This is a genomic window from Actinomyces sp. Z16 (assembly GCF_003111765.1).
Classification (GTDB): Bacteria; Actinomycetota; Actinomycetes; order Actinomycetales; family Actinomycetaceae; genus Actinomyces; species Actinomyces glycerinitolerans.
In genome coordinates, this window is the sequence record NZ_CP027862.1 from 3,153,672 (window position 1) to 3,177,886 (window position 24,215).

Consider the following 24,215-nt stretch of genomic DNA (forward strand, 5'->3'; position numbering starts at 1 on the left):
GGTTGCTGTGGTGCGGGGAAGTCGGGGTGATTATGGCCTGGGAGGTTAACCCGGGGCGGTGGTTGACTTTCGGGGTAGATGTGCGGGCCGTGAGAACACGGTCCCCACGAGCAAGGCTCTGCCCGATCTGTCAGACCCCTATGAAGAAGCCCGGCCGCACCGCCGCAGGCACCCAACGGTGGAAGTGCACCGCCCCGGTTGGACCGCCCACGCCCCGGTTGGACCGCCCACGCCCCGTTGGACCGCCCACGCCCCGTTGGACCGCTGTAACCGGCGGCTACGGCGGTCCAACCGGGGAACAGCGGTCCAACCGGGGAACAGCGGTCCAACCGGGGAACAGCGGTCCAACCGACAGGCTCAACAGCCACGCACACCGCCACCCAACCGCGCATCGCCACCCAAGCACTGACACAACCGGACCTAGTGAGCCCGGGGGCGCCCGAACCACACACACGTTCGCGCCGACAACCCCGAAGAAGGCCTCTGGAAACGCAAAGGCTGGGCCGGCCGAACCAGCTAGAACACCCCGACACGCCGGTCTAAAGCAACACGTTCGCGCCTATAACCCGTCCTTGCCGGGGAAGAAGATGAGGTACGGGAGGAGGTGGGGGCCGTGTCCAAGCCGAAAGGCCGACATGCCAAAGTCCGCAAGGACAAGGGAATGGCCCGGAAGCTGAGCGAAATACTCGAATCACTCGCTCAACTGATCCGGGCCATTGGTGTCCTTGTGGATGCCCTCAGTAAGTGGTTCGGCTGAGCCGCTTACGTCGGGGAGTCATCCGGTTGCCTCCGGGTGACTCCCCTCTATTGTGCCCGCTCGCGCGCTCGCCTGACAAGCAAACGAGCCTCATCTCAGTTCGAAGACGCGGGTTAGCCCGTGACGACGCGGCCCGGCCCTCCAGAGCGCTGCCCGGCAGGACGTCCTCGACAGTAAACCGGCTCTTCCGGTTCGGGTGTGCCGGTGCTGGGTGTTGCCGGCCGGGTGGGTTGGGTGCTGGTGGGTGGGTGGTGTGCCCGGGCGCCCTGGCCGTGGGGCAGATTGTCCGAATCCGGCGCAAAGGCCGTCGGCGACCGCTGGAGCCGATTTGAAAACCGCATGATTCCAACGTTCTGCCCACGGCCGCCGGCGACGTCGGCGTCGTTTATGCCGATCCTGGACACTTTGGGGCCGCCACGCACAGGAACGAGCGCCAACGGAGAGCCGCCGCGGGCGGGCACGCCGCCCGTGCGCCCGAGGTCACCGCGCATTCCAACACCACACCCTCAAACCGGAAGAGCCAGCTAACCGGCGTCATGGAAGTTCGCCCCGCGTCGTCGACGGCTCCCGCCCGAGCAGCGTGCAGGCTACGCCACCAGCCCGGGATGTGCTGCAATGGGCCGGTGGATCGCACCGACGCCCCGCCCCGTGCAGACGACTCCGCGCCGCCGGAGCCCACCGAGGCGCCCGAGCTACCACCGGTGCCCGCCTGGTTGGACGAGCCCACCGGCGAGCGCGCCCTGGCCTGGGCGGCGGCGCGGACGGACGAGACCATGTCCGCCTTCACCGACGACGTGGACTACCTGCGCCTGACCCAGGACCTTCAGGAGATACTCGACTCCCCGGACCGCATTCCCGCAGTCACCGAGGCCGCCGACATGGTCTACAACTTCTGGACCGATGCGGCCCACCCGCGCGGAGTGTGGCGGCGCACCACCTGGGCGTCGTACGCGGCCGGCGCCCCCTCCCGCCCACCGCGCCCCGACGACGCCTCCGCCACCGAGTGGGAGGTGCTGCTCGACCTGGACGCCGAGCGCCGTCGGCGCGGCCGCGACCTGGCCTGGGCGGGGGCGCAGGTGCTGCAAACCGGCCCGCTGGCAGGGCGCCGCGCCCTGGTGAGCCTGTCCGACGGCGGGACGGACGCCACCTTCACCGAGGAATTCGATCTGGACGAGCGGCGCTTCCTGGATGCGACCGAGGGCGGCTTCCGCAAGCCGCTCTCAAAGGGCACGCTGACCTGGGGTGCCGACGGCGACACCTGCCTGCTTTCGGACGACTTCGGTGCCGGGTCGCTGTCGCCGGCCGGACTGCCGCGCCAGGCGCGTCGCCTGCGCCGTGGGCAGGCGCCCCGGGACGCCGAGGTGCTGATCACCGGAGCCGCGGATGCGATCGTCACCCGGGCCAGTTGCGATGCGTGGGGCCGCACCTGGCTCATGAGCATGGGCGGCCTGGGCGATACCCGGGTCTGGTGGCTGCCCGACGACGCCGCGGTCCCCGCCGGCCAGAAGGCGGCGCGGCGGGCGCTTGCGGCCGACGGCGCGAACGTACCCGCGGACGCGATCCGGATCGAGGCGCCGCCGTCGGCTTCCATCGGCGTGGGGGCGCAGTGGCTGACGATCCAGCTGCGCGAGCCGTGGGAGGTGGCGGGACGCCGCTACGAGCCGGGCATGCTGCTGGGGGCGCCGCTGAGCCAGTGGCTGCACGGCGAGCGCGACGGGCTGGAGGTGCTGTTCGCCCCCACGTCCTCGTCCTTCCTGTCCGCCGCTACGTGGACCCGCCACCACATGGTGCTCACAGTGCTGGACGACGTCGCCGGCCGGCTGGAGGTGTGCACCCCGCCGTCACGGTGGGAGTCGGAGGCGGGCGAGCACGCCGCCGACCGGCGGCAGTGGCGTCACCACTGGATCGACCTGACCGGGGCCGCCCACCGCCCGAGTGAAGCCGAGGCCGCCGCGGCCCCGGACCCCACCGAACTGCGGCCGGGCCGGCCCCTGCTGGAGGTGACCGCGCAGGCGGTGCGGCAACGGGACACCGACTACCTGTTCATCTCCGCCTCGGGCTGGACCACCCCGCCCACGCTCACGCTCGCCCGCCTCACCGAGGTCGGCGAGGTGACCGGAATGTCGGTGCTGCGGCAGGCGCCCGCCCGCTTCGACGCCCGCGGAGTGCGCGTCAGCCAGCACGTGGCGGTCAGCGCGGACGGCACCCGCGTGCCCTACTTCCAGATCGGTCGGCCACGTGCCGGCGCGGACGCAGGCACCGGCGACGGCGGGACGACGTCGGTTCCGGTTGCGAGCGCACCTGCGGTGGACTCACCGGCACAGGAGCCGTCGCCCGGCCCAACCCTGCTGTATGGCTATGGCGCCTTCGGCACCAGCCAGACCCCCTGCTACCAGCCGCTTACCGGCAAGGCCTGGCTGGAACGGGGCGGCACCTACGTGGTGGCGTGCACCCGTGGCGGCGGCGAGTATGGACCCGGTTGGCACCTGGCGGGCACCGCCCGGGAACGGCACCGGGTGGTGGAGGACTTCGCTGCGGTGGCGCGCTCGCTGATCGACCGCGGGGTGACCTCGGCAGGGCAGCTGGTGGTGCACGGCGCCAGCGCGGGCGGCCTGCTGGTCGGAGAGATGCTCACCTGCCACCCCGAGTTGATTGGCGGGGTAATCGCGGAGGCGCCACTGCTGGACCTGGAGCGGTACACGCGCCTGCTGGCCGGCGCCATGTGGCGCTCCGAGTTCGGGGACCCGGACGATCCCGACGATTGGGAGACCATGCGACCCCTGTCCCCCTTCCACGCCCTGGTACCGGGCCGGGAGTATCCGCCGCTGCTGCTGCTCACCTCTACCGCCGACGACCGCGTGCACCCGGCGCACGCCCGCGCCATGGCCTACCGGATGCGTGCGCTGGGGCTCGCGGTCAGCTATGTGGAACAGACCGAGGGCGGGCACGCAGGCACGGCGATCTCCGCCCAGCGGGCCGCCACGAGCGCGCTTATCCACACCTTCGCCCGGCGGGCGGCCGCCGGTCACCGGCTGTCGCCCGCAGGCACAATGCATGGAATTAAGGATCAGCCGAACTCGGGTGGGACGAAGTAATTATTGTACCGACTGGTGGAAGTATGCACTCCAGGGAGGGCACCATGTCCAAGAAACGTATTCTTGTTAGCGTAGCGGCGGCGTTGGTGATGGCCGTCGCACTGACAGGTGGATGGATCTGGTGGACCAGGCCCGCGCTACGATCCGTGGCTTCTCCTCCCGGCGGCGAAGAACGGATCAAGGTTCGCCTTGGGGAAGGATTGCTACCGCAGCGGACTACGGCAGGAACAATCAGTCCAGGCGGATTGTCATCCGAGGGACATAAATGGGTGGGAACAGTCGTGTGGACTGACAGCGACAATGCCACTACGAGCTACAAGTTGCCCCTCGGCGAGTCTGTGCATATTGATCGACTTGGAGTGGTCACGCTAATCGCGGTTGAACCAACTCCTCTCGATCAAGTGTTCCATCGACGTCCCGGCTGAGGATACCGTATGACGCTCAGTATTGACTTGGAACCTACCGCACAGCCGTGCAACATGGGCGACTGTTAGATGCGCGCATTGAATTGAACACAAGTTCTACGCCGCCCCGCTTCGGCGCAAAGTTACGATGCACCCGAGGCTCGCACGGCAGCGTACTCCCGATAACCGGAGGTGTCCTGATGGCGAGGAGGCTCATGATCTCCAAGCCCAAGAAACGCATTCTTATAAGCATCGCGGCGATCCTGGTCATCGCCACCGCACTGACAGGTGGATGGATCTGGTGGACCAGACCCGTACTGAGATCCGTGCCTTTACCTGAAGGAACAGAGCCAGACCAAGTCATGGTACAAGGCGGGTCGATACCACCGATACTTACGACCGCGGGAACGATATCCTCGGCCGGCTTGCGCTCCGAGAACCGTGAGTGGATAGCGAAGCTGCGTTGGACCGACCTGCAACACACCAAGCACCTTTACGAGCTGCGACTCGGGGAGCCTGTCGAGGTGGAAGGTCTGGGAACCATTACACTTGTGAGGGTGGACCCAGTCCCGCTATTTGACTCAGACAGATTATCATGGCTGCCGGGCATCAAACCGAAACTCGGAAGCGGAAACAGACTTTACTTCACACTCATTTTTAAAGACGGCGTCCGGGAATGTGAGATAGAAGAATATAACTGCCCTCCGCGGCCAGAGCAATAACGACCTGCGACTCACCGAGGCTAACACCTATTCTCCATCGTCCTCAATGGTCATGACGTCGAATTACTTCTCATAGTCCGCTCGGGAAATCCGTATCCTTACATTGGGGAGGTCTTCCCGGACCAAGGTGCAGCCGTCCATGCTGCGGTCGATTACATAACAAGGCCACGGCTCCGTCGTCGACAGAGTCTACCGTTCACATGACTACTTGGCGCGCGTGTTCGAACAGACGCGGCTGGCATGCAACAGCTTTTGTTGGACGGCTGTTGCTGAGCGGCAAGTACGCGAAACACAACAGGATGCGCTATCATAGGGGCATCAAATCTGACTGGTAACAACCCGGAGGCACCCTCATGGCAAGAAGGCCCACGATACCCAAGAAGCGCGTACTTATAGCTGTGGCAACACTGTTACTGGTAGCCGTGGCACTGACGGGCGGGTGGATCTGGTGGACCAGACCCGCACTGCGATCCGTACCTTTACCAGAAGGGACCGAGCAAGATGAATACATGGTTGTTGGCCCGTCACTGCCAAGCTTGCACACTAACGCCGGTACGGTCAGGTCGGCTGGGATACGTTCCGAGGATCACGAGTGGGTGGCTCGTTTGAGATGGACGGATTTGGATCGCATTGAGCATGTTTACGAGCTGCGGCTCGGGGAGTCGGTTGACGTGGAGAGTTTAGGACGTATGACGCTGGTGCGGGTTGAGCCTGCTCCGCTTATTGATCCGAACAAGTTTTCTTGGCTGCCTGGCGTACAACAGAATATCGGTGGCGGGAGCAGGATACACTTCGTTCTTGAATTCGAAGACGGAGTCAGAGAATGCATTCCCTGGGAAGAAACAGATTGCGCCCGCCACTAAGCTGCTGACATCGATTCTCTGCGCGACATCTAGTCTTCCTCATCCTTCTCTATGGTCGTGACGTCGAAGTACTTCTCGTAGTCTTCGCGGGAGATTCGTATGTATCCATCTCCCAGGTCTCCGGGTGGTGTGGAATAATCTTCCGCGGGATGGTTTTCCCCCCAGGGGTTATACAAGGTTACGGTTTCGTCGTCAATGGCGACTACCGTGTAAGCGTGCGCGGTCCGCTCCCCTGGTTCGTCGTACTCTCCTCCGACGATGCGGTATTGACCTTCTTCGTCCGGTTCTGCACCAGGTTCGACATCCGGCCGCCAGCTTTTTCTCCCCTCGCCGACGGTTACGCCCTCATTTTCATCTTCGGAGCGGATGACGCCGTCGTCATTCGTGTCAGCCAAGGCGGTAACCTGGTCACCGTTGTCGAAGTCACCACCTCCGGTGGTCGCGATAACAGGCTTCCCGTCCTCCACCGCCTCCTCGATCGCATTCCACTCCTCGTTCGTGTACCCGTGCTGCTGCTGAGGAATCAGGTTCCACGTCCACCCGATAGTTCTTACCGTCTCAGAATCGTTGCCTGAGATCACAGCAATCACATCGTCCGGGTGCCCGCCATCCCTGATCGCCTCATCCCCGAAGTGCTTGCCGTAGGCGCGCTCGTACACCGAGATAATGTCATACCCGCTGTTGCCGTAGGTGTAGACGTCGTCGACTTCAACCTCAACCTTCTTACCATCATCGTAAAGCGTGACAATGAATGCCTGTTTGGATTCATCCCACCGCATGTTCTCACGCAGGACCTGCTTGCCGTCATCGGTCCATGAGTACGCCTGCAGCGTCGCCATAAGATAACAGTCACCGACTCTCCCCTGGTGTACATCGTCCCATTCCTCGCTACCATCCAGCTGGAGTTTGATCGCCTCAATCTCGGCATCGGTCAGCTTGGTCTTGTCTTTCGTATAGTCGACCTCGTCATCGGCTTTGCCCTTGCCACCCTGGGCCAGCGGCCCGGCACCCTGACCCGGCGCCCCTGCACCCAGCGCCGTGCTCAAGGCCGCCGCGGTGCGTATGGCGGCGAGATTGACCTCTGCGAGTATGCCCGCCCACGCCTGGGCGATGGCGGGCACAACCGCTGCGGCCACGATCGCGGCCGCCGGGGTGCCCAGGGCGGCCAGCACCTTCCGGCCGGCAAACTCCCGCAACTCATCCGCCGCCGCGATCGCAGAATCAAGGACCTGCGCGTATGCCTCCAGAGGCCCCGCACCCGCCTCTAGCCGCTCGGCATCACGCTCCAACGCCCGAGTCAACTCCCGGGCGCCATGCCTGAAAGCATCGGCCGTAGCGCCCTGGAATGACGGCGTGGCACCACGGGCGTAATCAGCCAGGTCAGCCGCACCCCAGAAACTGCGGGCGGCGCTCTTCCAATCCTCCGCAACCGCGCGAACAGCCGCCGGATCGCCGGGCACCTGCCCAACCAGGATGCCGCCGACGCCCATCGCAGCCGCAGTTGAGACTCCGCCAGTTAGCGAGGAGGACGTGGACAAGGGGACCATAGGGGAACTCTTTCTCAAAGTAGGTCAAATGAGAACAAACGGGCGTAGGCGACCGGCGGTGCCAATCAATCAGCGACGAGCGCCGCGGTCATCGAATCAGCTAGTCAGGCCGCGATAACTGACCACCCGACCGGTGTCACGGTCGAGCACGGTCCCATTGGAGTGACCGCGACCGAACTGGTGCGAGGAGTCGCCAAGAACTCGTGCGCCGTCGGCGGCCTCCTCATCGGTGTTCGTAAAGTCCCGTTGAGCAGCCACCAACCCCTCGGCCAGCTCCACCGCGCGGGACGCGCCCTGGGTCGCCCGGTCCTCGAAGTGGTAGGCGAACCGTGCCGCCGCGGACGCCAGCACCGGCACACCGAAAGCGCCCTCGCTGCCGGTGTTCACATCGACGCTCCCTACCGCCGCCTGACACTCCTCCAGCAGCGCCCCGCCGCGGCTCGACTCCTCAGGGACAACCTGTAGAACCACCAAGAACCTCCACAAATCCCGGCCACGGCCGCCGCTTCTCAGGACAGACCACGGCGCTCACCGATTGGCATACAAACGGTCACAGGTTAGCAGCATGCCCCTTCGTCTCACCCCCGCCGACGCTGTAACGGCCACAACAACACATGAGGGCTCCCCACGAGCCTCAGACGGCCCAACGCCACGCGCGGCCATCCGGCCCGGTAATCAGGTGCCCGGGGCCGTGTTCGAACCTGCAAGCAACGGAGCGGCGGCGCCTGAGGCGGTCCGCCTTATCGCCATTCCGGGCGGAAGGCCCCCGCTCCGCCCTGACACGCTCGCCCATGCTCCGCCTACTGTCGCCGTGTACGCGGCGGCGGCAACGAAGTCGCCGCGAGCAGCCAATTGCAGCAGGCGAACCGCAGCCGCGCTGCGCGAACACTTTCGGAGGTCACCGTGTCTGAGCAAACCGCCCCCGCCCACAAGCTCGCCGTCATCGGCTACGGCACCCAGGGCGTCTACCACACCCGCAACCTGCGGGCACTGGACGACGTCGCCATCGACGTCGTCGGCATCTACGACACCGACCCGCGCGCCAACGAGGACGCCGAGGCCGACGGCCTGCACGTATACGCCTCCGCCGAGGAGGTTCTCGCGGACGAGGCCATCGACATCGTCTTCATCTGCACCCCCAACGACTCCCACCACGACTACGCCGTCTCCGCGCTGCGCGCCGGCAAGCACGTGCTGTGTGAGAAGCCCGCCATGATGAACGCCGCCGAGATGCGCGAGGTCGCCGCCGTCGCCGAGGAGACCGGCCGGATGTTCATGGTGCACCAGAACCGCCGCTGGGACCCCGACTTCAACGCCATCAAGAAGATCTACGACGAGCAGCTCATCGGCGCGCCCACCTACCTCGAGCAGCGCATCCACGGCTCGCGCGGCATCCCCGGCGACTGGCGGCAGCTGCCGGAGCACGGCGGCGGCATGATCCTGGACTGGGGCGTGCACACCGTCGACCGCCTGCTGACCATGGTCGACTCCCCCGTGGTGGACGTCTACGGCGAGCTGTCCTTCGCGCTCGGCCACGAAGTCGACGACGGCTTCCGCGCCCACCTGACCTTCGCCGACGGCTTCCGGGCGATGGTGGACGTGTCCACCACCTCCTTCCTGCCGGAGGCCAAGTTCTGGATGCAGTCCGCCGAGGGCACCGTGGTCATCGAGGACTGGGAGATGAACGGCCGCATGGTGCGCCGCACCGGCGCCGAGGAGGACGACGCCACCCCCGTGCAGGCGGGCGTGGGCCTGACCAAGACGATGGCTCCGCGCATCCTCGACTACAAGGCCCTCGCCTCCACCACCCCGCCCGTGGAGGTGCTGCCGCTGCCCGAGGTGGACGTGGACGTCATGGACTTCTACCGCAACGCCCGCGACGTGGTCGACGGCGTCGCCGAGCCGGTAATCACCAACGAGTCGGTGATCCGCTGCCTGACGGTCCTGGAGGCCATCGTGGAGTCCTCCCGCACACACGAGGTGATCCACCCCGAGCAGGCCTGACCGGCTTTCCCGCCGCACTCCCGTGGGTACCCTCGCCCCACCCGGCGCCGCGAGCACGCCCCCGCCGGCCGACGGCGTGAGCGAGTCTCCTCCCAACGACGTCGTCGCCCCCGCCTGGCTCTACGAGGCCGGCGGGGAGCGGGCGACAGCGTGGGTAGATGCCCACAACGAGCGAACCCGGCAGGAGTACGCCTCCTCCCCGGACTTCGTGCGCCTGGCCAATGACCTGAAGTCGGTGCTGGACTGCCCGGAACGGATCCCCGCCGTCGCCGACCGGGCCGGCATGCTCTACAACTTCTGGACCGACGCCGACCATCCCCACGGCATCTGGCGCCGCACCAGTTGGGAGTCATATGCCGCCGGCGCCCCATCCCGTGCCGACAGGGCCCCCGCCCCCACAAGCTGGGAGACCCTGCTCGACCTCGCGGCGCTGAACGCGCCCGGTGCCCTGCCGGCAGAACTCGGTTGCGGCAGCGGCGAACATCTGGTCTGGGGCGGGGCGCAGGTGCTCACCACCGGTCCGCGCGCCGGCCGCCGCGCGCTGGTCTGCCTCTCCCCCGGCGGCGGCGACGCGAGCCTCACCCTGGAGTACGACCTGGACGCGCGCCGCCTCATCGCACCTGCCGACGGCGGCTTCCACCGTCCGACGTCGAAGGGGACAATGACCTGGGGCGACGACGCGGGCGAGTCCGTCATCGTCTCCGCCGATTTCGGGCCCGGGGCGGTGTCGCGGGCCGGCTACCCCCGGCAGGTGCGGCGGCTGCGGCGCGGACAGGCACCGGACGAGGCGGAGGTGCTGGTGACCGCGGGAGGCGACGCCGTCGCCGCCTTCGCCTCCCGCGACCCGTGGGGGCGGACCTGGCTGACCACCATGCCGAGCTTCCAGCAAACACGCATCTGGCTGCTGCCCGACGATGTCGACTGCCCGACGGGCACCGGACCCGCCCGCGCCGCGTTGGACGGCGGTGCCCCCGCCGGCACGGTCGCCACTCCCGACGGCGACACGGTCCCGGTGGGCGCAATCCCGCTGCAGGTCCCGGAGGACAGCCTGGCCGGTGTCGGACGGGACTGGCTGACCATTCAGCTGCGCAGCCCCTGGGAGGCGGGCGGTGTCACCCATCCGGCCGGCACCCTGCTGGGCGCCGGCCTGGCTGACTTCCTGGCGGGGCGTCGCCAGCTGGAGGTCCTGTTCGCGCCCTCCGCCTCATCCACGCTGCTGTCGACCGCCTGGACCGCGGGCCACCTGGTGCTCACGGTGCTCGACGACGTCGCCACCCGCCTGGAGGTGTGCACGCCGCCCGCGCGCGGACGGGGCGGGGGTCCCGATGCGGACACCGCCCAGAACGGCTGGGGCCACCACTGGATCGACCTGACGGGCGCGGCGGATCGGCTCGGATGCCCCGCCGTCGACGACACCGAGTTGCGTCCGGGACGGGCACTACTGTCGGTATCCGCCGCGGCGCTGCGTCCGGCGGATACCGACTACCTGTGGATCTCGGCGTCGGGCTGGACCACGCCCTCAACGCTTGCCGTCGCCCGGCTGACCCCGTCCGGGGAGATCACCGGCATGGCGGTGGTGCGGCAGGCACCCGCCCGCTTCGACGCGCGGGGAGTGCGGGTGAGTCAGCACGTGGCCACCAGTGCGGACGGCACCCGGGTGCCCTACTTCCAGATCGGCAGGCCGGCGCCATCGTCGCCACCGGTGCTCGTGCACGCCTACGGGGCATTCGGGAAGTCGCTTGTGCCGGGATACGAGCCCGTCACCGGGAAGGCCTGGCTGGAGCGGGGTGGCACCTACGTGGTGGTCAATACGCGCGGCGGCGGTGAGTACGGGCCTGGTTGGCATCTGGCGGGCGCCGGCGCGGGGCGAAGGCGGGTAGTCGAGGACCTGACGGCGGTGCTGGACTCGCTGGTTGCACGCGGCGTAACCACGCCGGAGGACATCTGCCTGTATGGCTCCTCGGCCGGCGGTCTGCTCACCGGGGAGGTGCTGGCCAGGTACCCGGAGCGAATTGGCGCGGCCGTCCTGGAGGCGCCACTGACGGACATGCGCCGGTACACCCAGCTGTCGGCCGGGGCGGCGTGGACGGTGGAGTTCGGCGATCCGGACGATCCGGAGCAGTGGGCGTGGCTGCGGGAGCACTCGCCGCTGCATCTGTTGCAGACGGGACAGGCCTATCCGCCGGTGCTGCTGCTGGCCTCGGCGGCGGACGACCGCGTGCACCCGGCACACGCCCGCGCCCTGGCCCACCGGCTGGAGCAGCTAGGACAGAAGGTGACTTACTTCGAGACTGCCGCGGGCGGACACGGCGGCGGTACCACCCACGCGCAGCAGGCCTTCGTGAGCGCCCTGATGCACGACTTCGCCCGCCGCCACACCCGCCGAGGTCGGTAGATCTTACGTGCCGAGGTCGATAGATCTTACGTGCCGAGGTCGGTCTGCAGTACCCCGCACACCGGCATCCTCAGGACGTGGCCGGGATGGTGGCGCGCTCGCGACGCATGGGCAGGCGGAAGGCCATGAACAGCGCCAGTCCCATGGAAACGGTCGGCATCCAGAAGGCCCGCCCGAAGGCGTCCGCCGCCTGGGCCAGGCCGTTCGCCAGCTCCGACCCGCTCAGCTCGCCGGACACCGCCGCCGCGCCCGCGTCCGTGCCCGCCAGGAACAGCGCTAGCAGCACGGACACGATCGCAATACCGACGGCGCCGAATACCTGCTGGCCGATGTTGAACAGGGTGGTGGCGTTGCCTACCTCCTCGCGATCGACCGCCTGCAGGGCCGCCGTCGACACCGGCATCATGGTGCCGCCGATGCCGAGCCCCTGAACCGTAAGCACGACCCCCAACCACCACAGACTCGTGTCGGCTCCCACCTGGGTCAGCGCGAGCACCGAGGCGAACATGGCCGCCATGCCGAAGGGCACCACCCGCCCGGCGGGCAGCCGGTCCACGAGGTTGGAGGCGATGGGCATGGTGATGAGCGCCCCCAAACCGGTGGGCGCGATGAAGAAGCCGGCCGCCATGGCACCCAGGCCGCGCACCTGCTGGAAGTAGGCGGGCAGGAGCAGCAGGTCCGCCGTGAAGCCGGCCTGGAAGAAGATCGCCAGCGCGATGGCATTGCGATAACCGCGCAGCCGCAGGATCGTCAGATCCAACAACGGGCGCTCGGCATGCAGGCTGCGGCGCACGAAGGCCGCCACCATCACCAGCCCCAGCACCAACGGCACCCACACCACCGGCGCGGTGATGGCCGCACCGCCGCCGGCGTTGGACACGCCCCACAGCGTCAGCGCCAGCCCGGGAGACATGAGCACAACACCGGGCACGTCCAGGCGGACGGTGCCGCGATCGTCGTCGCGCGGGAGCAGGAACAGCCCGAGCCCGGCAGCCGCCGCCCCAAAGGGCAGGTTAATGAGGAACACCCAGTGCCAGGAGGCGACCTCCACCAGCCAGCCGCCCAGAATCGGCCCCATCACGGGGGCGATCAACATGGGGATGCCCATCAGGCTCATCATGCGGCCGAGATTGTTCGGGCCGGCGGCGCGAGCGACCAGCGTGGTGCCCACGGGCATGATGCAGCCGCCGCACAGGCCCTGCACCACACGCATGACGATCAGGAAGGCGAGGCTCGGGGAGAGGGCGCACAGCACGGAGGCGATGGTGAACAGGGTGATCGAGCCGATGTACATCCACCGGGCGCCGATGCGCTTCAGGCCCCAGTCGGTCAACGGGATGATTGCCGCCACCGCGAGCGCGTAGCCGGTCACGGTCCAGGCCACCGTCGAGTATGCGGGCAGGGCGCCGTCGGGCGCTGCGAAGTGGCGTTGCAGTGCGGGGATGGCGACGTTGATGATGGTGCCGTCCAGGACCGACATGAATGAGCCGATCATGACGACGGCGGCCACCCGGTAGGGGCTGGGCGCCGAACGGGCGGGAGAAGTGGGGATACGGGAGTCCGCAGTCATTGGTGTGCTTTCTTCGAGGAGGAGCGACGAGGCCCGGCCTGCGGCGATCGCGTGCGGTTGCGAGGCGGCGTGAGCGTGCGGCACGGGGCTTCGGGCGAACACGGCCGGTGCGCGTTGAGGGGCGGTACGCCGTGGGCCGGGGCTGGGCGAACCGTCCCGGCGGTCAATGCCCGTCCGCCCCCGCGGGGCGCCGCTGCGAGTTCAGTCGCCCGTAGACGGCGGAGGTGGGACTGTGTACGGAGTCGGCCTCGGTGATCTCGCGGATCGGGCGGGCCGGGGTGCCGAAGACGAGCCAGCCGGACGGCACGTCGTGAGTGACCAGGCTGCCGGCGCCGACGACGGCGTCGTGTCCGATGGTGACGCCCGGCATGACGGTGACGTTGGTGCCGAGCCAGACGCGGTCTTCGATGACGACGGGGTCGCCGTATTCGGCGCCGCCGGTGTGACCGTCGGGGTAGGTCAGGTGGCGGCGCTCGGAGGCGAGCAGGGGATGGGTGCCGGCGGCGATGGTGACGCCGGGACCAAGCTGGACGTCGTCGCCGATGGTCACGGGCACGTCGTCGAGCAGGGTGAGGTTGAAGTTGGCGAAGAAGCGCGCGCCGATGGTCGTGTGGAAGCCGCAGTTGACGTACAGCGGACCGCGCACGTATGCCTCCGGGCCGAGGCCGGCGAAGAGCTGCGGCAGGATTTCGGCGCGGGCGGGGTCCAGTTCGTCCAGCGCGTTGTAGCGACGGCACAGGTCGTGGGCACGGGCCTTGAGCGTGCGGTAGGGAGGCCAGGCGGCGTCGAACAGCAGGCCGGCGCGGGCGCGGGCGTCCTGATCGTCCATGTCGCACCTCCTCGTCCTTCCTCTGACGGCAAACCGCACATTACCGGGCCTTTCATCCGATTCTCGTCGACTTGAGAACGGCTTTCGCCCGCGCGGGGCAAAAGCCCGGGGCCGCGGCGTTGTCCGCCATCGGGGCGGATTCATACGGTGGTTTCAGTCGGCTCGCAGCGCCGTGACGCGCTGCTACCGCGGGTCGGACCGCCCACGCCAAGCGGGCGCCACGCGCATCAAACATCACCGGACGGGGCCACCGCGGGCTCCGCCGGCCCCACAAAGGACGTGCACACCATGAGCAACCTGCACCAGGCGCAGGATTCCCCCAACATCGACCGCCACTTCGACGCCATCGTCATCGGCTCCGGCCCTGCCGGCTCGACGGCGGTGCGCGAGCTGACCGCCGCCGGCATGGACGTGCTCCTGCTCGAGGCCGGCCGCGAGCTGACCGAGGAGGACTTCACGCCGCCGGTTTACGGCAAGCCCAAGCCCATGGGCATGGACATCATGACCCGCGCCAAGCGCATGCTCGGCAGCCGCCAGTTCAATCAGGCCCGCCGCTCCTTCTACTCCGACTCCTCCTCCCGGTTCCTGGTGGACGACCTGGCCAACCCCTACACCTACCCTCTCGACGCCCCCTACCTGTGGGTGCGCTCCCGGCTGCTGGGTGGCCGCATGCACGCCTACGGCCGCGTGCTGCAGCGCATGAGCGACGTGGACTTCAAGGCCGCCAGCCTCGACGGCGTCGGCATCGACTGGCCCTTCGAGTATGCGGACCTGGCCCCCTACTACGACCGGGTGGAGGAGCTCGTCGGCGTGTACGGCGACGCCGATCCCGGTGTGGAGCACCCGCCCGCCGGCAGGTACGTGGGCCCCGGGCACCTGAACGAGATGGAGCAGGAGTTCAAGCGGGTCGTGGAATCCCGGTGGCCCGACCGACACGTGATCGCCTGGCGCTTCCAGGCCCCCTTCCTGGACCGCGTCCCCCCGGGCATCCGCGAGGCCCGCAAGACCGGCCGCCTGACCATCCGCACCAACGCCGTGGTCTCCCGCATCACTACCAACGCCCGCACCGGCCTGGCCACCGGCGCCGTCTTCATCGACGCCCGCACCAAGCGCGAGCACCGGGTGACCGGCGACGTGGTCATGCTGTGCGCCTCGGCGATCGAGTCGGTGCGGCTGCTGCTGAACTCCGGGTCGAGTCGTCACCCGGGCGGGCTGGCGAACTCCAACGGGCTGGTGGGGCACTACCTCATGGAGCAGTCCATGACGCTGGGCTTCGGCGACGACGCCCGTCGCCCCGGCTACTTCGGTCCCTCCTCCCAGTGCGAGGAGGACCCCTTCTACGGCAACTCCGGCGGCTTCCTGATCCCCCGCTACCAGAACCTGCACGGACAGACCGAGGCCTACAAGCGCGGCTACTCCTTCCAAGGACTGGCCGGGCGGGTGCCGGTACCGGAGGACTCCCCCGCCATGTTCGGCTTCGGCGCCGGCGGGGAGATGCTGCCCCAGTACGGCAACCACGTGGCCCTCTCACGGCATGTGAAGGACAAGTGGGGCATCCCCGCCGCGCACATTGTGTGCCGTCCGGACGACAACGACCGCACCATGGTTGCCGCCGCGGTGCGGGACGTCACCGAGATGATGCAGGCCGGCGGCTACCGGACCAACTTCGTAGCCTCGACCTTCGGAGTGCACTCCAAGCACGTGTGGCCGGACTTCAACCCCGCCCAGCGCGCCATGTTCCGGGTCGGGATCCGCATGAGCCTGATGATGGGGGTCTCCATCCACGAGGCGGGCGGGGCGCGCATGGGCCACGACCCGGCCACCAGCGTGCTCAACGGCGTCGCCCAGTCGTGGGATGTGCCGAACCTGTTCGTCACCGACGCCGCCTCCTTCCCCACCGGCTCCACGGAGGGGCCGGCGCTGACGATCATGGCGGTCACCGCCCGCGCCTGCGACTACATCACCCGTGCACACGCGGCCGGGGAGTTGACCCGCCCCACCCAGGACGTGGTGCTGTAGTCCTGCGGGCACAGGGCATGCGGGGCCGGCCTCGGATTCGGTGCGCCAACAACGGCGGGGTGGGCAGGTTCCGGAGGCGGCGCCCGCGCGGTCCTGCCGCAACCGGTCGCCCCGGCCCGCCGCCCGGCGCCGCTCTGGCCGGAGTGACCTGGGTCCCCCGTAATGCCCGGTGCGGGCAGAAGCGCGCGGCCCCGCCGCCACCCCGATCCGGTACCGGTTTTCGTTGAAATACCAACCCCTCCGCCGCCAACCTCCCGGTCGCGGTGGTGCGTGTCACCGCGACCGGGCGACGTTTGCGTGCCGCCCGCGTTGATAGCGTGTTGCCACCGGCCACCGCACGGACGCCCATTCGGAAGGCCCGGGAATCCGGGCAATCCAGCTGGGACCGCGCGGCGGACCACACAACACCGATTCAACTCTTCTAAAGGAGCAACACATGTTCTTCAGCGCCATCGACGCCAACACCGCTCGCGCCATCGCCGAGGCCGTCAACGACCGCCTCGCCGAGAAGACCACCGACGAGCAGCAGTGAGCTCACCGAAGCCCCCGCGGCGGCCGTAGCGCCGCGCCAGCGCCGAGCGCCCGCAGTACACGGGACGGGGCACAGACAGCCAGGCCGGAGACATCGGGGTCTCCGGCCTTTGTTGTGCTCGCCGCACGCCGAACACGCGTGCATCTGCTAACGTCGCCGCCGACGGCCTCCCGGTCGCTTCCCGAGCCTGCTCGAACTCGACCGATTCCCGCCCACACCCCGCCTCAACGACGGGTGCGAAGCCACGCCCGGAAGGACAGCATGTTCATCCTCGTCCCCACCACACCCCTGGACGCCAACACGATCCGCTCGATCGCGGAGGCCACCAACGCCATGCTGGAGGAACAGGAAAACAAGCGGGCCGCACGGGACGCGCGCACAGGCGGCAGTCGCCGCCACAGCCCCGTCGGCACCCGTCCAGTGGCGCTACCAGCGGTCTGACGGCCCCGGCTCGGCTAGAACGCCCCTTCCCCGTCGGGCAGGCCGGCTCGCGCCGGGCCACGCCGCCAACGGCTGTGTTGGTTCGGTGGTGGCGGGTGTGGTTCGGCTTGTGGTGTGTTTTGTTTGGGGGGTTGACGGTGGGGTGTGGGGGTTGTTATGTTTGATCGCGCATCAAACGGGTGGTGGTCGATGGTGACCGCCGGTCTGGGTGGTGGCGTTCGTGCCGTTCGTTGGGGGCATGGTGCGGGCGGGGCCTGTTGCGGGCCTTGTTGGGCGAGGGTCGCCTAGTTCCCCGGAAGGCTGTGCGAGATGTTGTTCGCACCGAATGTTGAGTTGTTGTTTTCCGAGGCCGGCGAGGATTACGCGGATCGGATTCGGGCTGCTGGGGCTGCGGGTTTCACGGCGGTGGAGTTCTGGGGGCCGTTGGGCAGGGATTTGCCGTCGCGGCCCAAGGATATTCCTGCGGTGGCAGCCGCGTTGGAGGAGACGGGGGTGTCGTTGGTGGCTCAGTTGGCCGAGCCGCGGACGCAGTTCATGATTCCTCCGCGGGATCACTCCGAGTTCTATCGGGGACTGGACGAGGGTGTGGAGATCGCGCGTCGGTTGGGGAACCGACGGATCGTGGTTCAAAGCGGTACCGGTTTCCCGGGTGCCAGTAGGGCGAGTCAGCTTGATGATCTGGCGGAGGTCTTCACTAAGGCGGTCGCGCAGATCGAGGGTAGTGGGATCACGCTGGTGTTGGAGCCGGTCAATACTCGGGTGGATCATCCTGGCTCGTTGGTGGATCGCACGGGCGATGCGGTTTATGTGGCTCGTTGTGTGGGCTCGCCGTATTTCGGGGTGCTGTTCGACCTTTATCACTCGACGGTTGAGGGTGAGGACACCGCCGCGGTGTTGGCTAATGCGGGCGGGCTGGTCAAGTATGTTCAGTTCGCGGATGCGCCTGGGCGTGGCGAACCCGGCAGCGGGGCGATCGACTGGCCCGCCCGGCTGCGCGACATCATGGACGCCGGGTATGACGGCCCGATAGGGCTGGAGTACACCCCCACGCAGGACAGTGCGGCATCCACCCAGTACATACGCGGCGTCCTGGACCGGTTGCACACCAGTCGGTAGACCCGGGCGGGGCGCGTCCGCGAGGCGTGTTGAAGGCGACGTGTCGCCGTTACAGGCGAAGGTGTCGCGCTCAGTGCGTTATTGACCCACACGGCGGGCTTGTGAGTGTCGTGCACCCAAAAACCAGGGTACCTACGGTGGATCAGCGTCCACGAGTGCGCGTGAAACAGGCAATACGTAATCGTTTGAAACACATGTTCAGCAAAGGTTGAAGGGAAAACGAATGACCGAGTTCAAATGGTCATACATGGACCACTGGTTGACACGGACGCCGCAGGGACTGCAGCCTCCACAGTTCAACAAGGACTACACGGACAGCTACATCAAACAGCTTGCGGCGCTTGGCTTCAGCGGTCTTGACACGATGTTCTACAGCGTCTATCAGTATGCCGCGATGTACGGGTCAATGAAGGCGTTCGAGCATCGAATTCAGGACCTGGGACTGGAGAAGGTGACCGGAGTGTTCAGGGCGTGGGCGCAGGCGACTCGGTATGCCGCGCCGCACGTCAGACAGACCCATGAGCGGATCATTGAGGACTGTCGTCAGACCGTGGGGCAGCTGGAGGGGCTGACGGGCGTGGAGAATTTCATCGTCATGCCGTCATGTACCTACTACCAGGTGGAGCCGGTTACCGACGACAAAATCAAGACGATGGCCGAGTTGTGGACTCGGGTGGGTGAGATGACCGCCCAGTACGGAATGAGGCTGACCTGTCACCTGGAGTTCTGGGGGGCGATCCGCACTCTGGAGCAGATCGACACCTTCTTCGACTACTCCGACCCGCGGTATGTGAACTTCTTCTGCGACACCGCGCAGCACGCCATAGCAGGGGTCGACCCGGTGGAGTTGTTCCGGAAGTACTCGGCGCGCTGCTCGGGCTTCCACTTCAAGGACGCTCATCAGGTCGATCGGGACGACCTGTATCGCACCCCGCCCGATCCGGAGCGGCAGTCGCGGGGCGTGCGCCGATGGTTCCACGAAATGGGCGCGGGGGGCGGCTTGGTCGACTTCCCCGGGCTAATGCGGGCGATCGTCGAGACCGGGTGGGATGGACTGCTGACCGTCGAGCACGACGAGGCCGACATGAACGACTACGGGTCCAGCTATGCGCAGGCCACGGCGGTGGCCAAGTGGTACATCGACAACGTGCTCGCCCAGGCCGAGCGCGCGGCCAGGGAGGAAACGAAATGAAAGACACGCTCAAGTGGGCATACGCGCTCAACCAGTGGAAGCCCCGCATGGACGCCTTCACCCGCCATGAGGACCAGTTGCGCGCATTCAAGGTGACATCGGCGGCCGGCTTCGACTACGTAGAGCTGGCCTCGGGAAGCGGTCGCTGGGACAACCTCGCTCGCCCGGAGGTGATACTGGCAAACCACGGCTCGGCCGAGGGTTTCCTCGACTTCCTCCACCGCGGCTCACTCAAAGGTGTCTGCTCCATGTTCTGGGACCCCACCGCCCCAGCCGAGGAAGACGACGGAATGCCCCACAACCCTGCCGATTTCGACCAGCACGCCACCATCATCCGCACCTCGCGAGTATTCATCGACTTTCTCAACGCCGTGGGAGCCTCAACACTGGTAGCCCGACCTGCCCCACCTGCGTGGATCACCGGGAAACTATCCGACGACGCGATCAAGACCGCCGCCGACCTGTGGAACGAGGTCGGAGACCTGGCCCGTCAAGCAGGCCTGCACCTGGCCCTGCACTACGACTGCCTGTCATCCATCCACGATCCGGACCAACTCGCCACCCTGCTGGGGGCAGCCGACCCCGAACTGGTCGGCCTCGGGGTCGACACCGCCGAAATGACCATCGCCGGCATCGACCCGGTCGCCTTCTACCAAGCCCACGCCGACCGCGTCACACACATCCATCTCAAAGACACCCGGCACCAAGACAGCAACAACCAATACCTCAAGCCAAACGCAGAAATCGCCATGTTCCAAGGAGACTCCGGCAACCACATTCAACGCTGGTTCTACGAACTCGGCACTCCGAACGGACTGGTCGACACCCCCACCCTCGTCACCGCCCTACGAGAGCACTCGTACAACGGATGGACCGTCGTCGAAAGCGACCAAACCCCCGACCCCGCCGAAACCACGCTCCTGAACAGCTGGTACCTGCAAAACGAACTGGACATACCGAAATGATCAAATGGACATACATGGACCATTGGCGTTCCGAGTCCCCTCACGGTCAAATAGACCAATGGGAATCGCGGCGAACCATGGACCACTTCCTCAAGCAAGTGGCGGCCGTCGGGTTCGATGCGATCGATGTATTCGACTTCCGCTGGCACCAGATCGCCGGCGACTACGGGTCGGTAAGCAACTACCAGGAGTTCGTGCAACAGCGCAGCCTTGAACGGATCGTCAACATATTCCACGCAGCTGACTATGATCAGCGCACGTACGCGCCCCACATCCGCGAAACTCATGACAACATCCTGGAGGACTTCAGGGTTACCATTGACCGCTGGGCAGAGATAGAGCTGGACAACATCGTCGTAATGCCAGCCACCTTGTATTACGACATGGAGCCCGTGACGGAGGACAAGATCAAGGTCGCCGCCGAACTGTGGAACCGGGTCGGCGCGTTAACGGCCGATGCCGGAGTGACGCTGGCATGCCACCACGAGTTCTTCTGCGGTATCCGCTCACGTTCGGAGTTGGAGACGTTCTACTCCAACACCGACCCGACGCTTGTCAAGCTGTTCATGGACACCGCGCAGCACTGCATCGTCGGGGTCGACCCCGTCGAGCTGTATCGGGCGTACGCCGATCGCGTGAGCGGATTCCATTTCAAGGACACGCGGCATCGGGACCTGGTTGGCGATTATCGCAGGAGGCCCGATGCGGAAGTCATGGCGGACACGACTGAACGATGGTTCTATGAAATGGGCGATGAGGGGGGCCTCGTCGATTTCGAGTCGCTTATGCGGGCAATCGTCAAACACGGATACGGGGGCTATATCGGCGTGGAGCACGATAAGGCGGACAAGCTCGGAGGAGACTACGCCGAATCCACCGCAATTTCGCGTTGGTACGCCAAGAACGTGCTGGAACGCATTGCGAGTGAGGAGCAGGGGTCATGATTCGTTGGTCGTACGCCCTCAACCAGTTCAAGCCGCAGTTCGACCACTTCGTCCGTCGCCGCCAGCACGAGCGGGCGCTGCGCGTCGTGTCCATCTCGGGTTTCTCGGGAGTCGAACTGAATGCAGGCACCGGAAGATGGGAGCCCCTGGGCAACCCTACACAGCTGGCGGCGAACTTCGGCTCCATCGCAGGATTCCGCCGCTTCGTCCAAGACGCGGGCCTGGAGTCCGTCAGCAGTTGGTTCTGGGATCCGGCAATCGGCTATCAGGAGGACCTCACCCACGGTGACGACCCCTTGGATCCCGGCTCGCGCGACGGGCTGGTCGCGCACGCCGCATGGCTGTCAGAAGCACTCGCCGAACTCGGCGGAAGCGTCCTCGTCGTTCGTCCCGCTCCATACGCAGGACACTCCGGTCCGCTTGATGATGCTGCGCTGCAGGCGCTGGCGGACTCGTGGAACGCGGTGGGCGCCGCAATAGCTCCAATGGGCGTGCGGCTCGGCCTGCATTTCGACTTCCTGTCCTCGCTGCGCACCGCGGACGCGCTGGACAGTCTCCTCGCACTCACCGACCCAGAACTCACGGGACTCGCTCTCGACACCGCCGAGTTCGTGGTGGCAGGTCGGAACCCGCTCGAATTCATTGAGCACCACGCAGACAGAGTCATTCACGTTCATCTCAAGAACGCGGCCGACGTTGACAACGGTGAAGAGTACCTGAACGCCGGCGCGGAATACTCGGTACTCCGCGCCGGCGGGAAGCGGGGCGTGGGCAGGTGGTTCACCGAACTGGCGGAAGAACCGGTACTGGTCGACGCGGCGGCGGTTATGAGGGCCCTGACGGATCACGGCTATGCAGGGTGGATCGTGGTCGAAAGCGATATGAGTCCCCATCCCGCAAGCAGCACGATGCTGAACGGATGGGAGGTGCAACACGTTCTAAAACCAATAGCAGACTCGAGTGACTAATCGTTGTCCATGCCGAGCCCCGCGGCGTCTATCTCCTCCGACGAGGCGGCTCGGCGCAGCGCCGCTAACCCAACCGACAACAGATAGGAAGGAAAGATGATGAAACACGACATTGAGCGGCATTTCGATGCGATCGTCGTCGGCTCCGGACCGGGCGGGAGCGTCGCGGTCCGAGAGCTGACCGAAGCCGGAATGGATGTGCTTCTGCTCGAAGCGGGACCGGAACGGAGCGAGGCGGAGTTCGTACGGCCAGAGCAGCAGGCGGGAGCTCTCGGTATGGATATCATCCCGCGAGCAAAAGACATGCTGACCCGAGGTCAGGTGCGCCAGGCGTGCCGTGCCTTCTTCGACGGCGGAGTCAGCCCCTTCATGGTGAATGACCTGGAGGATCCGTATACGACTCCCCTGGGACAGTCGTACCTCTGGATCAGGTCCAAGATGCTCGGCGGGCGGATGCAGACCTACGGTCGCGTGCTTCAGCGCATGGGAGACCTCGACTTCAAGGCCGCCAGTCTCGACGGATACGGGGAGGACTGGCCGATCGAGTACGCCGATCTCGAGCCGTACTACGACCGGGTCGAGGAGCTCGTCGGCGTGTACGGAGACAAGGACGGCTTGGACCAACCCGCCGACGGTAAGTACATCGGGCCGGGTTTCCTCAGCACGATCGAGAAGGAGTTCAAGTCTAAGGTCGAGAAACGGTGGCCTGAACGCAAGGTCATTTCGTGGCGTGTGCAGGCGCCGTTCCAGGACCGAGTTCCGCCGGGTATCGCGGCTGCTCGCAGGACTGGCAGACTGGTTACGCGCACCAATGCCGTTGTCAGCCGGATCACGATCAATCCTCGCACCGGCCTCGCCTCCGGCGCGGAGTTCGTCGACCGCGTGACCAAGCGACGTCATCGGGTGTTTGGCGACGTCATTGTGCTGGCAGCGTCGACGATTGAGTCGATCAGGTTGCTGCTGAATTCCGGGACTACGAGCTTCCCGGACGGCCTGGCCAATTCCTCGGGACTGCTCGGGCACTACTTCATGGACCAGACGACGGCGCTCTGCTTCGCAGATGTACCGGACCGCCCTGGATGCTGGGATGAAGACACGGCGCAGCCTGCGGATTCGTTCCACGGACGGGCCGGCGGCATCCTCATTCCTCGTTACCAGAATTTGGAAGGCCGTCGCACGGAGCGCTACCTGCGTGGATTTGACTATCAAGGCATCGGGGGCAGGACGCCGATTCCCCCGGATGTGCCGGCGGTATTCGGTGGAGACGCAATGGGGGAAATGCTGCCACGCTTTGACAATTACGTTGGCGTCAGCCGTCGCGTGAAGGACAAGTGGGGTATTCCCGCACCGCGGATCGACTGCACACTCAGCGCGAACGAGCGGATGATGACCGAAGACATGATGAGAGCTGTCCGCGAGATGGTGGAGTATGCCGGATACAGGATCAACTTCATCGGCTCCACTGTGGGGCTCGACTCGTCCAAGGTCTGGCCCGACTTCAACCCGCTGCAGCGACAGATCTTTAAGGTCGGTATTCGCATGTCGCAGAGCCTCGGCGCCGCGATTCACGAATGCGGCGGAGCTCGCATGGGATCAGATCCGAAGAAGTCGGTCGTCAACAACGTCAATCAGACCTGGGACATCCCCAACCTGTTCGTCACCGACGCCTCCTCCTTCGTCACCAATGGGACCGTCGGGCCAACCCTGACGATCATGGCTCTGACATCCAGGGCATGCAAGTTCATCGCCGAGCAGCATGCCTCGGGCGGCCTTACTCGTCCCACCGAGCTAGCGGTCGTCGCATGACCATGGCAACGAACACCGCCCGTATCACGAGATCAAGGGCGAGATG

Annotated in this window: 18 protein-coding genes; 14 read left to right on the top strand and 4 right to left on the bottom strand. The window is 66.4% G+C overall.

What is annotated here, in order from left to right:
• Positions 1–32 precede the first annotated feature (32 nt).
• The 4 genes from C3B71_RS16990 to C3B71_RS15995 all read left to right on the top strand — a co-directional run bounded on the left by C3B71_RS16990 (position 33) and on the right by C3B71_RS15995 (position 4,978).
• Positions 33–677 carry a transposase-like zinc-binding domain-containing protein gene (locus tag C3B71_RS16990; protein ID WP_442778377.1) on the top strand — a complete coding sequence of 215 codons (645 nt, stop codon included), beginning with the start codon at positions 33–35 and terminating at the stop codon, positions 675–677.
• Positions 614–757 (top strand): hypothetical protein, encoded by a 144-nt coding sequence (locus tag C3B71_RS16200; protein ID WP_168709442.1) that lies wholly within the window; start codon positions 614–616, stop codon positions 755–757. The genes C3B71_RS16990 and C3B71_RS16200 overlap by 64 nt, the downstream gene beginning before the upstream one ends.
• Positions 758–1,380: 623 nt before the next feature.
• The gene (locus tag C3B71_RS13125; protein ID WP_234415925.1) at positions 1,381–3,852 is read left to right on the top strand and encodes a prolyl oligopeptidase family serine peptidase; all 2,472 of its coding nucleotides are present in this window, start codon (positions 1,381–1,383) and stop codon (positions 3,850–3,852) included.
• A gap of 619 nt (positions 3,853–4,471) precedes the next feature.
• Entirely contained in the window at positions 4,472–4,978 is a 507-nt protein-coding gene (locus C3B71_RS15995) for a hypothetical protein (RefSeq protein WP_146752443.1), read from the top strand.
• 892 nt (positions 4,979–5,870) lie between these two features.
• On the opposite strand, the gene C3B71_RS13130 is transcribed toward C3B71_RS15995, so the two are convergent.
• Together C3B71_RS13130 and C3B71_RS13135 are read right to left on the bottom strand one after the other, a co-directional pair.
• Positions 5,871–7,388, bottom strand: coding sequence for a C2 family cysteine protease (locus C3B71_RS13130; protein WP_234415926.1), 1,518 nt, complete (start codon positions 7,386–7,388; stop codon positions 5,871–5,873).
• Between the two features lie 96 nt (positions 7,389–7,484).
• The gene (locus tag C3B71_RS13135; protein ID WP_146752444.1) at positions 7,485–7,862 is read right to left on the bottom strand and encodes a hypothetical protein; all 378 of its coding nucleotides are present in this window, start codon (positions 7,860–7,862) and stop codon (positions 7,485–7,487) included.
• Positions 7,863–8,291: 429 nt separating this feature from the next.
• Here C3B71_RS13135 and C3B71_RS13140 point away from each other — a divergent pair, with 429 nt between their 5' ends.
• A complete protein-coding gene (locus C3B71_RS13140; RefSeq protein ID WP_108968647.1) occupies positions 8,292–9,392 on the top strand; it encodes a Gfo/Idh/MocA family oxidoreductase in 1,101 nt (366 codons plus the stop codon).
• A gap of 76 nt (positions 9,393–9,468) precedes the next feature.
• Entirely contained in the window at positions 9,469–11,787 is a 2,319-nt protein-coding gene (locus C3B71_RS13145) for a prolyl oligopeptidase family serine peptidase (protein WP_108969951.1), read from the top strand.
• Positions 11,788–11,857: 70 nt separating this feature from the next.
• Here C3B71_RS13145 and C3B71_RS13150 read toward each other — a convergent pair whose 3' ends face one another.
• Positions 11,858–13,357, bottom strand: coding sequence for a DHA2 family efflux MFS transporter permease subunit (locus C3B71_RS13150; RefSeq protein WP_108968649.1), 1,500 nt, complete (start codon positions 13,355–13,357; stop codon positions 11,858–11,860).
• A 163-nt stretch (positions 13,358–13,520) separates the two neighbouring features.
• A complete protein-coding gene (locus C3B71_RS13155) occupies positions 13,521–14,186 on the bottom strand; it encodes a sugar O-acetyltransferase (protein ID WP_159097707.1) in 666 nt (221 codons plus the stop codon).
• Positions 14,187–14,474: 288 nt separating this feature from the next.
• On the opposite strand from C3B71_RS13155, the gene C3B71_RS16720 reads away from it, so the two are divergent.
• The 8 genes from C3B71_RS16720 to C3B71_RS13195 all read left to right on the top strand — a co-directional run bounded on the left by C3B71_RS16720 (position 14,475) and on the right by C3B71_RS13195 (position 24,169).
• On the top strand, positions 14,475–16,205 hold the full coding sequence (locus C3B71_RS16720; protein WP_108968653.1) for a GMC oxidoreductase: 1,731 nt from the start codon (positions 14,475–14,477) through the stop codon (positions 16,203–16,205).
• Between the two features lie 793 nt (positions 16,206–16,998).
• Positions 16,999–17,178 (top strand): hypothetical protein, encoded by a 180-nt coding sequence (locus tag C3B71_RS13165; protein ID WP_108968655.1) that lies wholly within the window; start codon positions 16,999–17,001, stop codon positions 17,176–17,178.
• 309 nt (positions 17,179–17,487) lie between these two features.
• Positions 17,488–18,294, top strand: a complete 807-nt coding sequence (locus C3B71_RS13170; protein ID WP_108968659.1) for a TIM barrel protein — start codon at positions 17,488–17,490, stop codon at positions 18,292–18,294.
• Between the two features lie 223 nt (positions 18,295–18,517).
• Complete coding sequence (locus C3B71_RS13175; RefSeq protein WP_108968662.1) at positions 18,518–19,486, top strand: sugar phosphate isomerase/epimerase family protein; 969 nt, start codon at positions 18,518–18,520, stop codon at positions 19,484–19,486.
• Entirely contained in the window at positions 19,483–20,451 is a 969-nt protein-coding gene (locus C3B71_RS13180) for a sugar phosphate isomerase/epimerase family protein (RefSeq protein ID WP_108968664.1), read from the top strand. Before C3B71_RS13175 ends, C3B71_RS13180 begins: the two co-directional genes overlap by 4 nt.
• 77 nt (positions 20,452–20,528) lie before the next feature.
• A complete protein-coding gene (locus tag C3B71_RS13185) occupies positions 20,529–21,395 on the top strand; it encodes a sugar phosphate isomerase/epimerase family protein (RefSeq protein WP_199912513.1) in 867 nt (288 codons plus the stop codon).
• The gene (locus tag C3B71_RS13190; RefSeq protein ID WP_108968668.1) at positions 21,392–22,363 is read left to right on the top strand and encodes a sugar phosphate isomerase/epimerase family protein; all 972 of its coding nucleotides are present in this window, start codon (positions 21,392–21,394) and stop codon (positions 22,361–22,363) included. Before C3B71_RS13185 ends, C3B71_RS13190 begins: the two co-directional genes overlap by 4 nt.
• 96 nt (positions 22,364–22,459) lie before the next feature.
• Positions 22,460–24,169 carry a GMC oxidoreductase gene (locus C3B71_RS13195; protein WP_199912514.1) on the top strand — a complete coding sequence of 570 codons (1,710 nt, stop codon included), beginning with the start codon at positions 22,460–22,462 and terminating at the stop codon, positions 24,167–24,169.
• The last annotated feature ends 46 nt before the right edge of the window (positions 24,170–24,215 follow it).

Bases quoted from the DNA above. Each gene is read 5' to 3' on its own strand.
- C3B71_RS16990 (WP_442778377.1), top strand. From the start codon at position 33: ATGGCCTGGGAGGTTAACCCGGGGCGGTGGTTGACTTTCGGGGTAGAT.
- C3B71_RS15995 (WP_146752443.1), top strand. From the start codon at position 4,472: ATGATCTCCAAGCCCAAGAAACGCATTCTTATAAGCATCGCGGCGATC.
- C3B71_RS13130 (WP_234415926.1), bottom strand. From the start codon at position 7,388: ATGGTCCCCTTGTCCACGTCCTCCTCGCTAACTGGCGGAGTCTCAACT.
- C3B71_RS13150 (WP_108968649.1), bottom strand. From the start codon at position 13,357: ATGACTGCGGACTCCCGTATCCCCACTTCTCCCGCCCGTTCGGCGCCC.
- C3B71_RS13155 (WP_159097707.1), bottom strand. From the start codon at position 14,186: ATGGACGATCAGGACGCCCGCGCCCGCGCCGGCCTGCTGTTCGACGCC.
- C3B71_RS16720 (WP_108968653.1), top strand. From the start codon at position 14,475: ATGAGCAACCTGCACCAGGCGCAGGATTCCCCCAACATCGACCGCCAC.
- C3B71_RS13165 (WP_108968655.1), top strand. From the start codon at position 16,999: ATGTTCATCCTCGTCCCCACCACACCCCTGGACGCCAACACGATCCGC.
- C3B71_RS13170 (WP_108968659.1), top strand. From the start codon at position 17,488: ATGTTGTTCGCACCGAATGTTGAGTTGTTGTTTTCCGAGGCCGGCGAG.
- C3B71_RS13175 (WP_108968662.1), top strand. From the start codon at position 18,518: ATGACCGAGTTCAAATGGTCATACATGGACCACTGGTTGACACGGACG.
- C3B71_RS13180 (WP_108968664.1), top strand. From the start codon at position 19,483: ATGAAAGACACGCTCAAGTGGGCATACGCGCTCAACCAGTGGAAGCCC.
- C3B71_RS13185 (WP_199912513.1), top strand. From the start codon at position 20,529: ATGGACCACTTCCTCAAGCAAGTGGCGGCCGTCGGGTTCGATGCGATC.
- C3B71_RS13190 (WP_108968668.1), top strand. From the start codon at position 21,392: ATGATTCGTTGGTCGTACGCCCTCAACCAGTTCAAGCCGCAGTTCGAC.
- C3B71_RS13195 (WP_199912514.1), top strand. From the start codon at position 22,460: ATGATGAAACACGACATTGAGCGGCATTTCGATGCGATCGTCGTCGGC.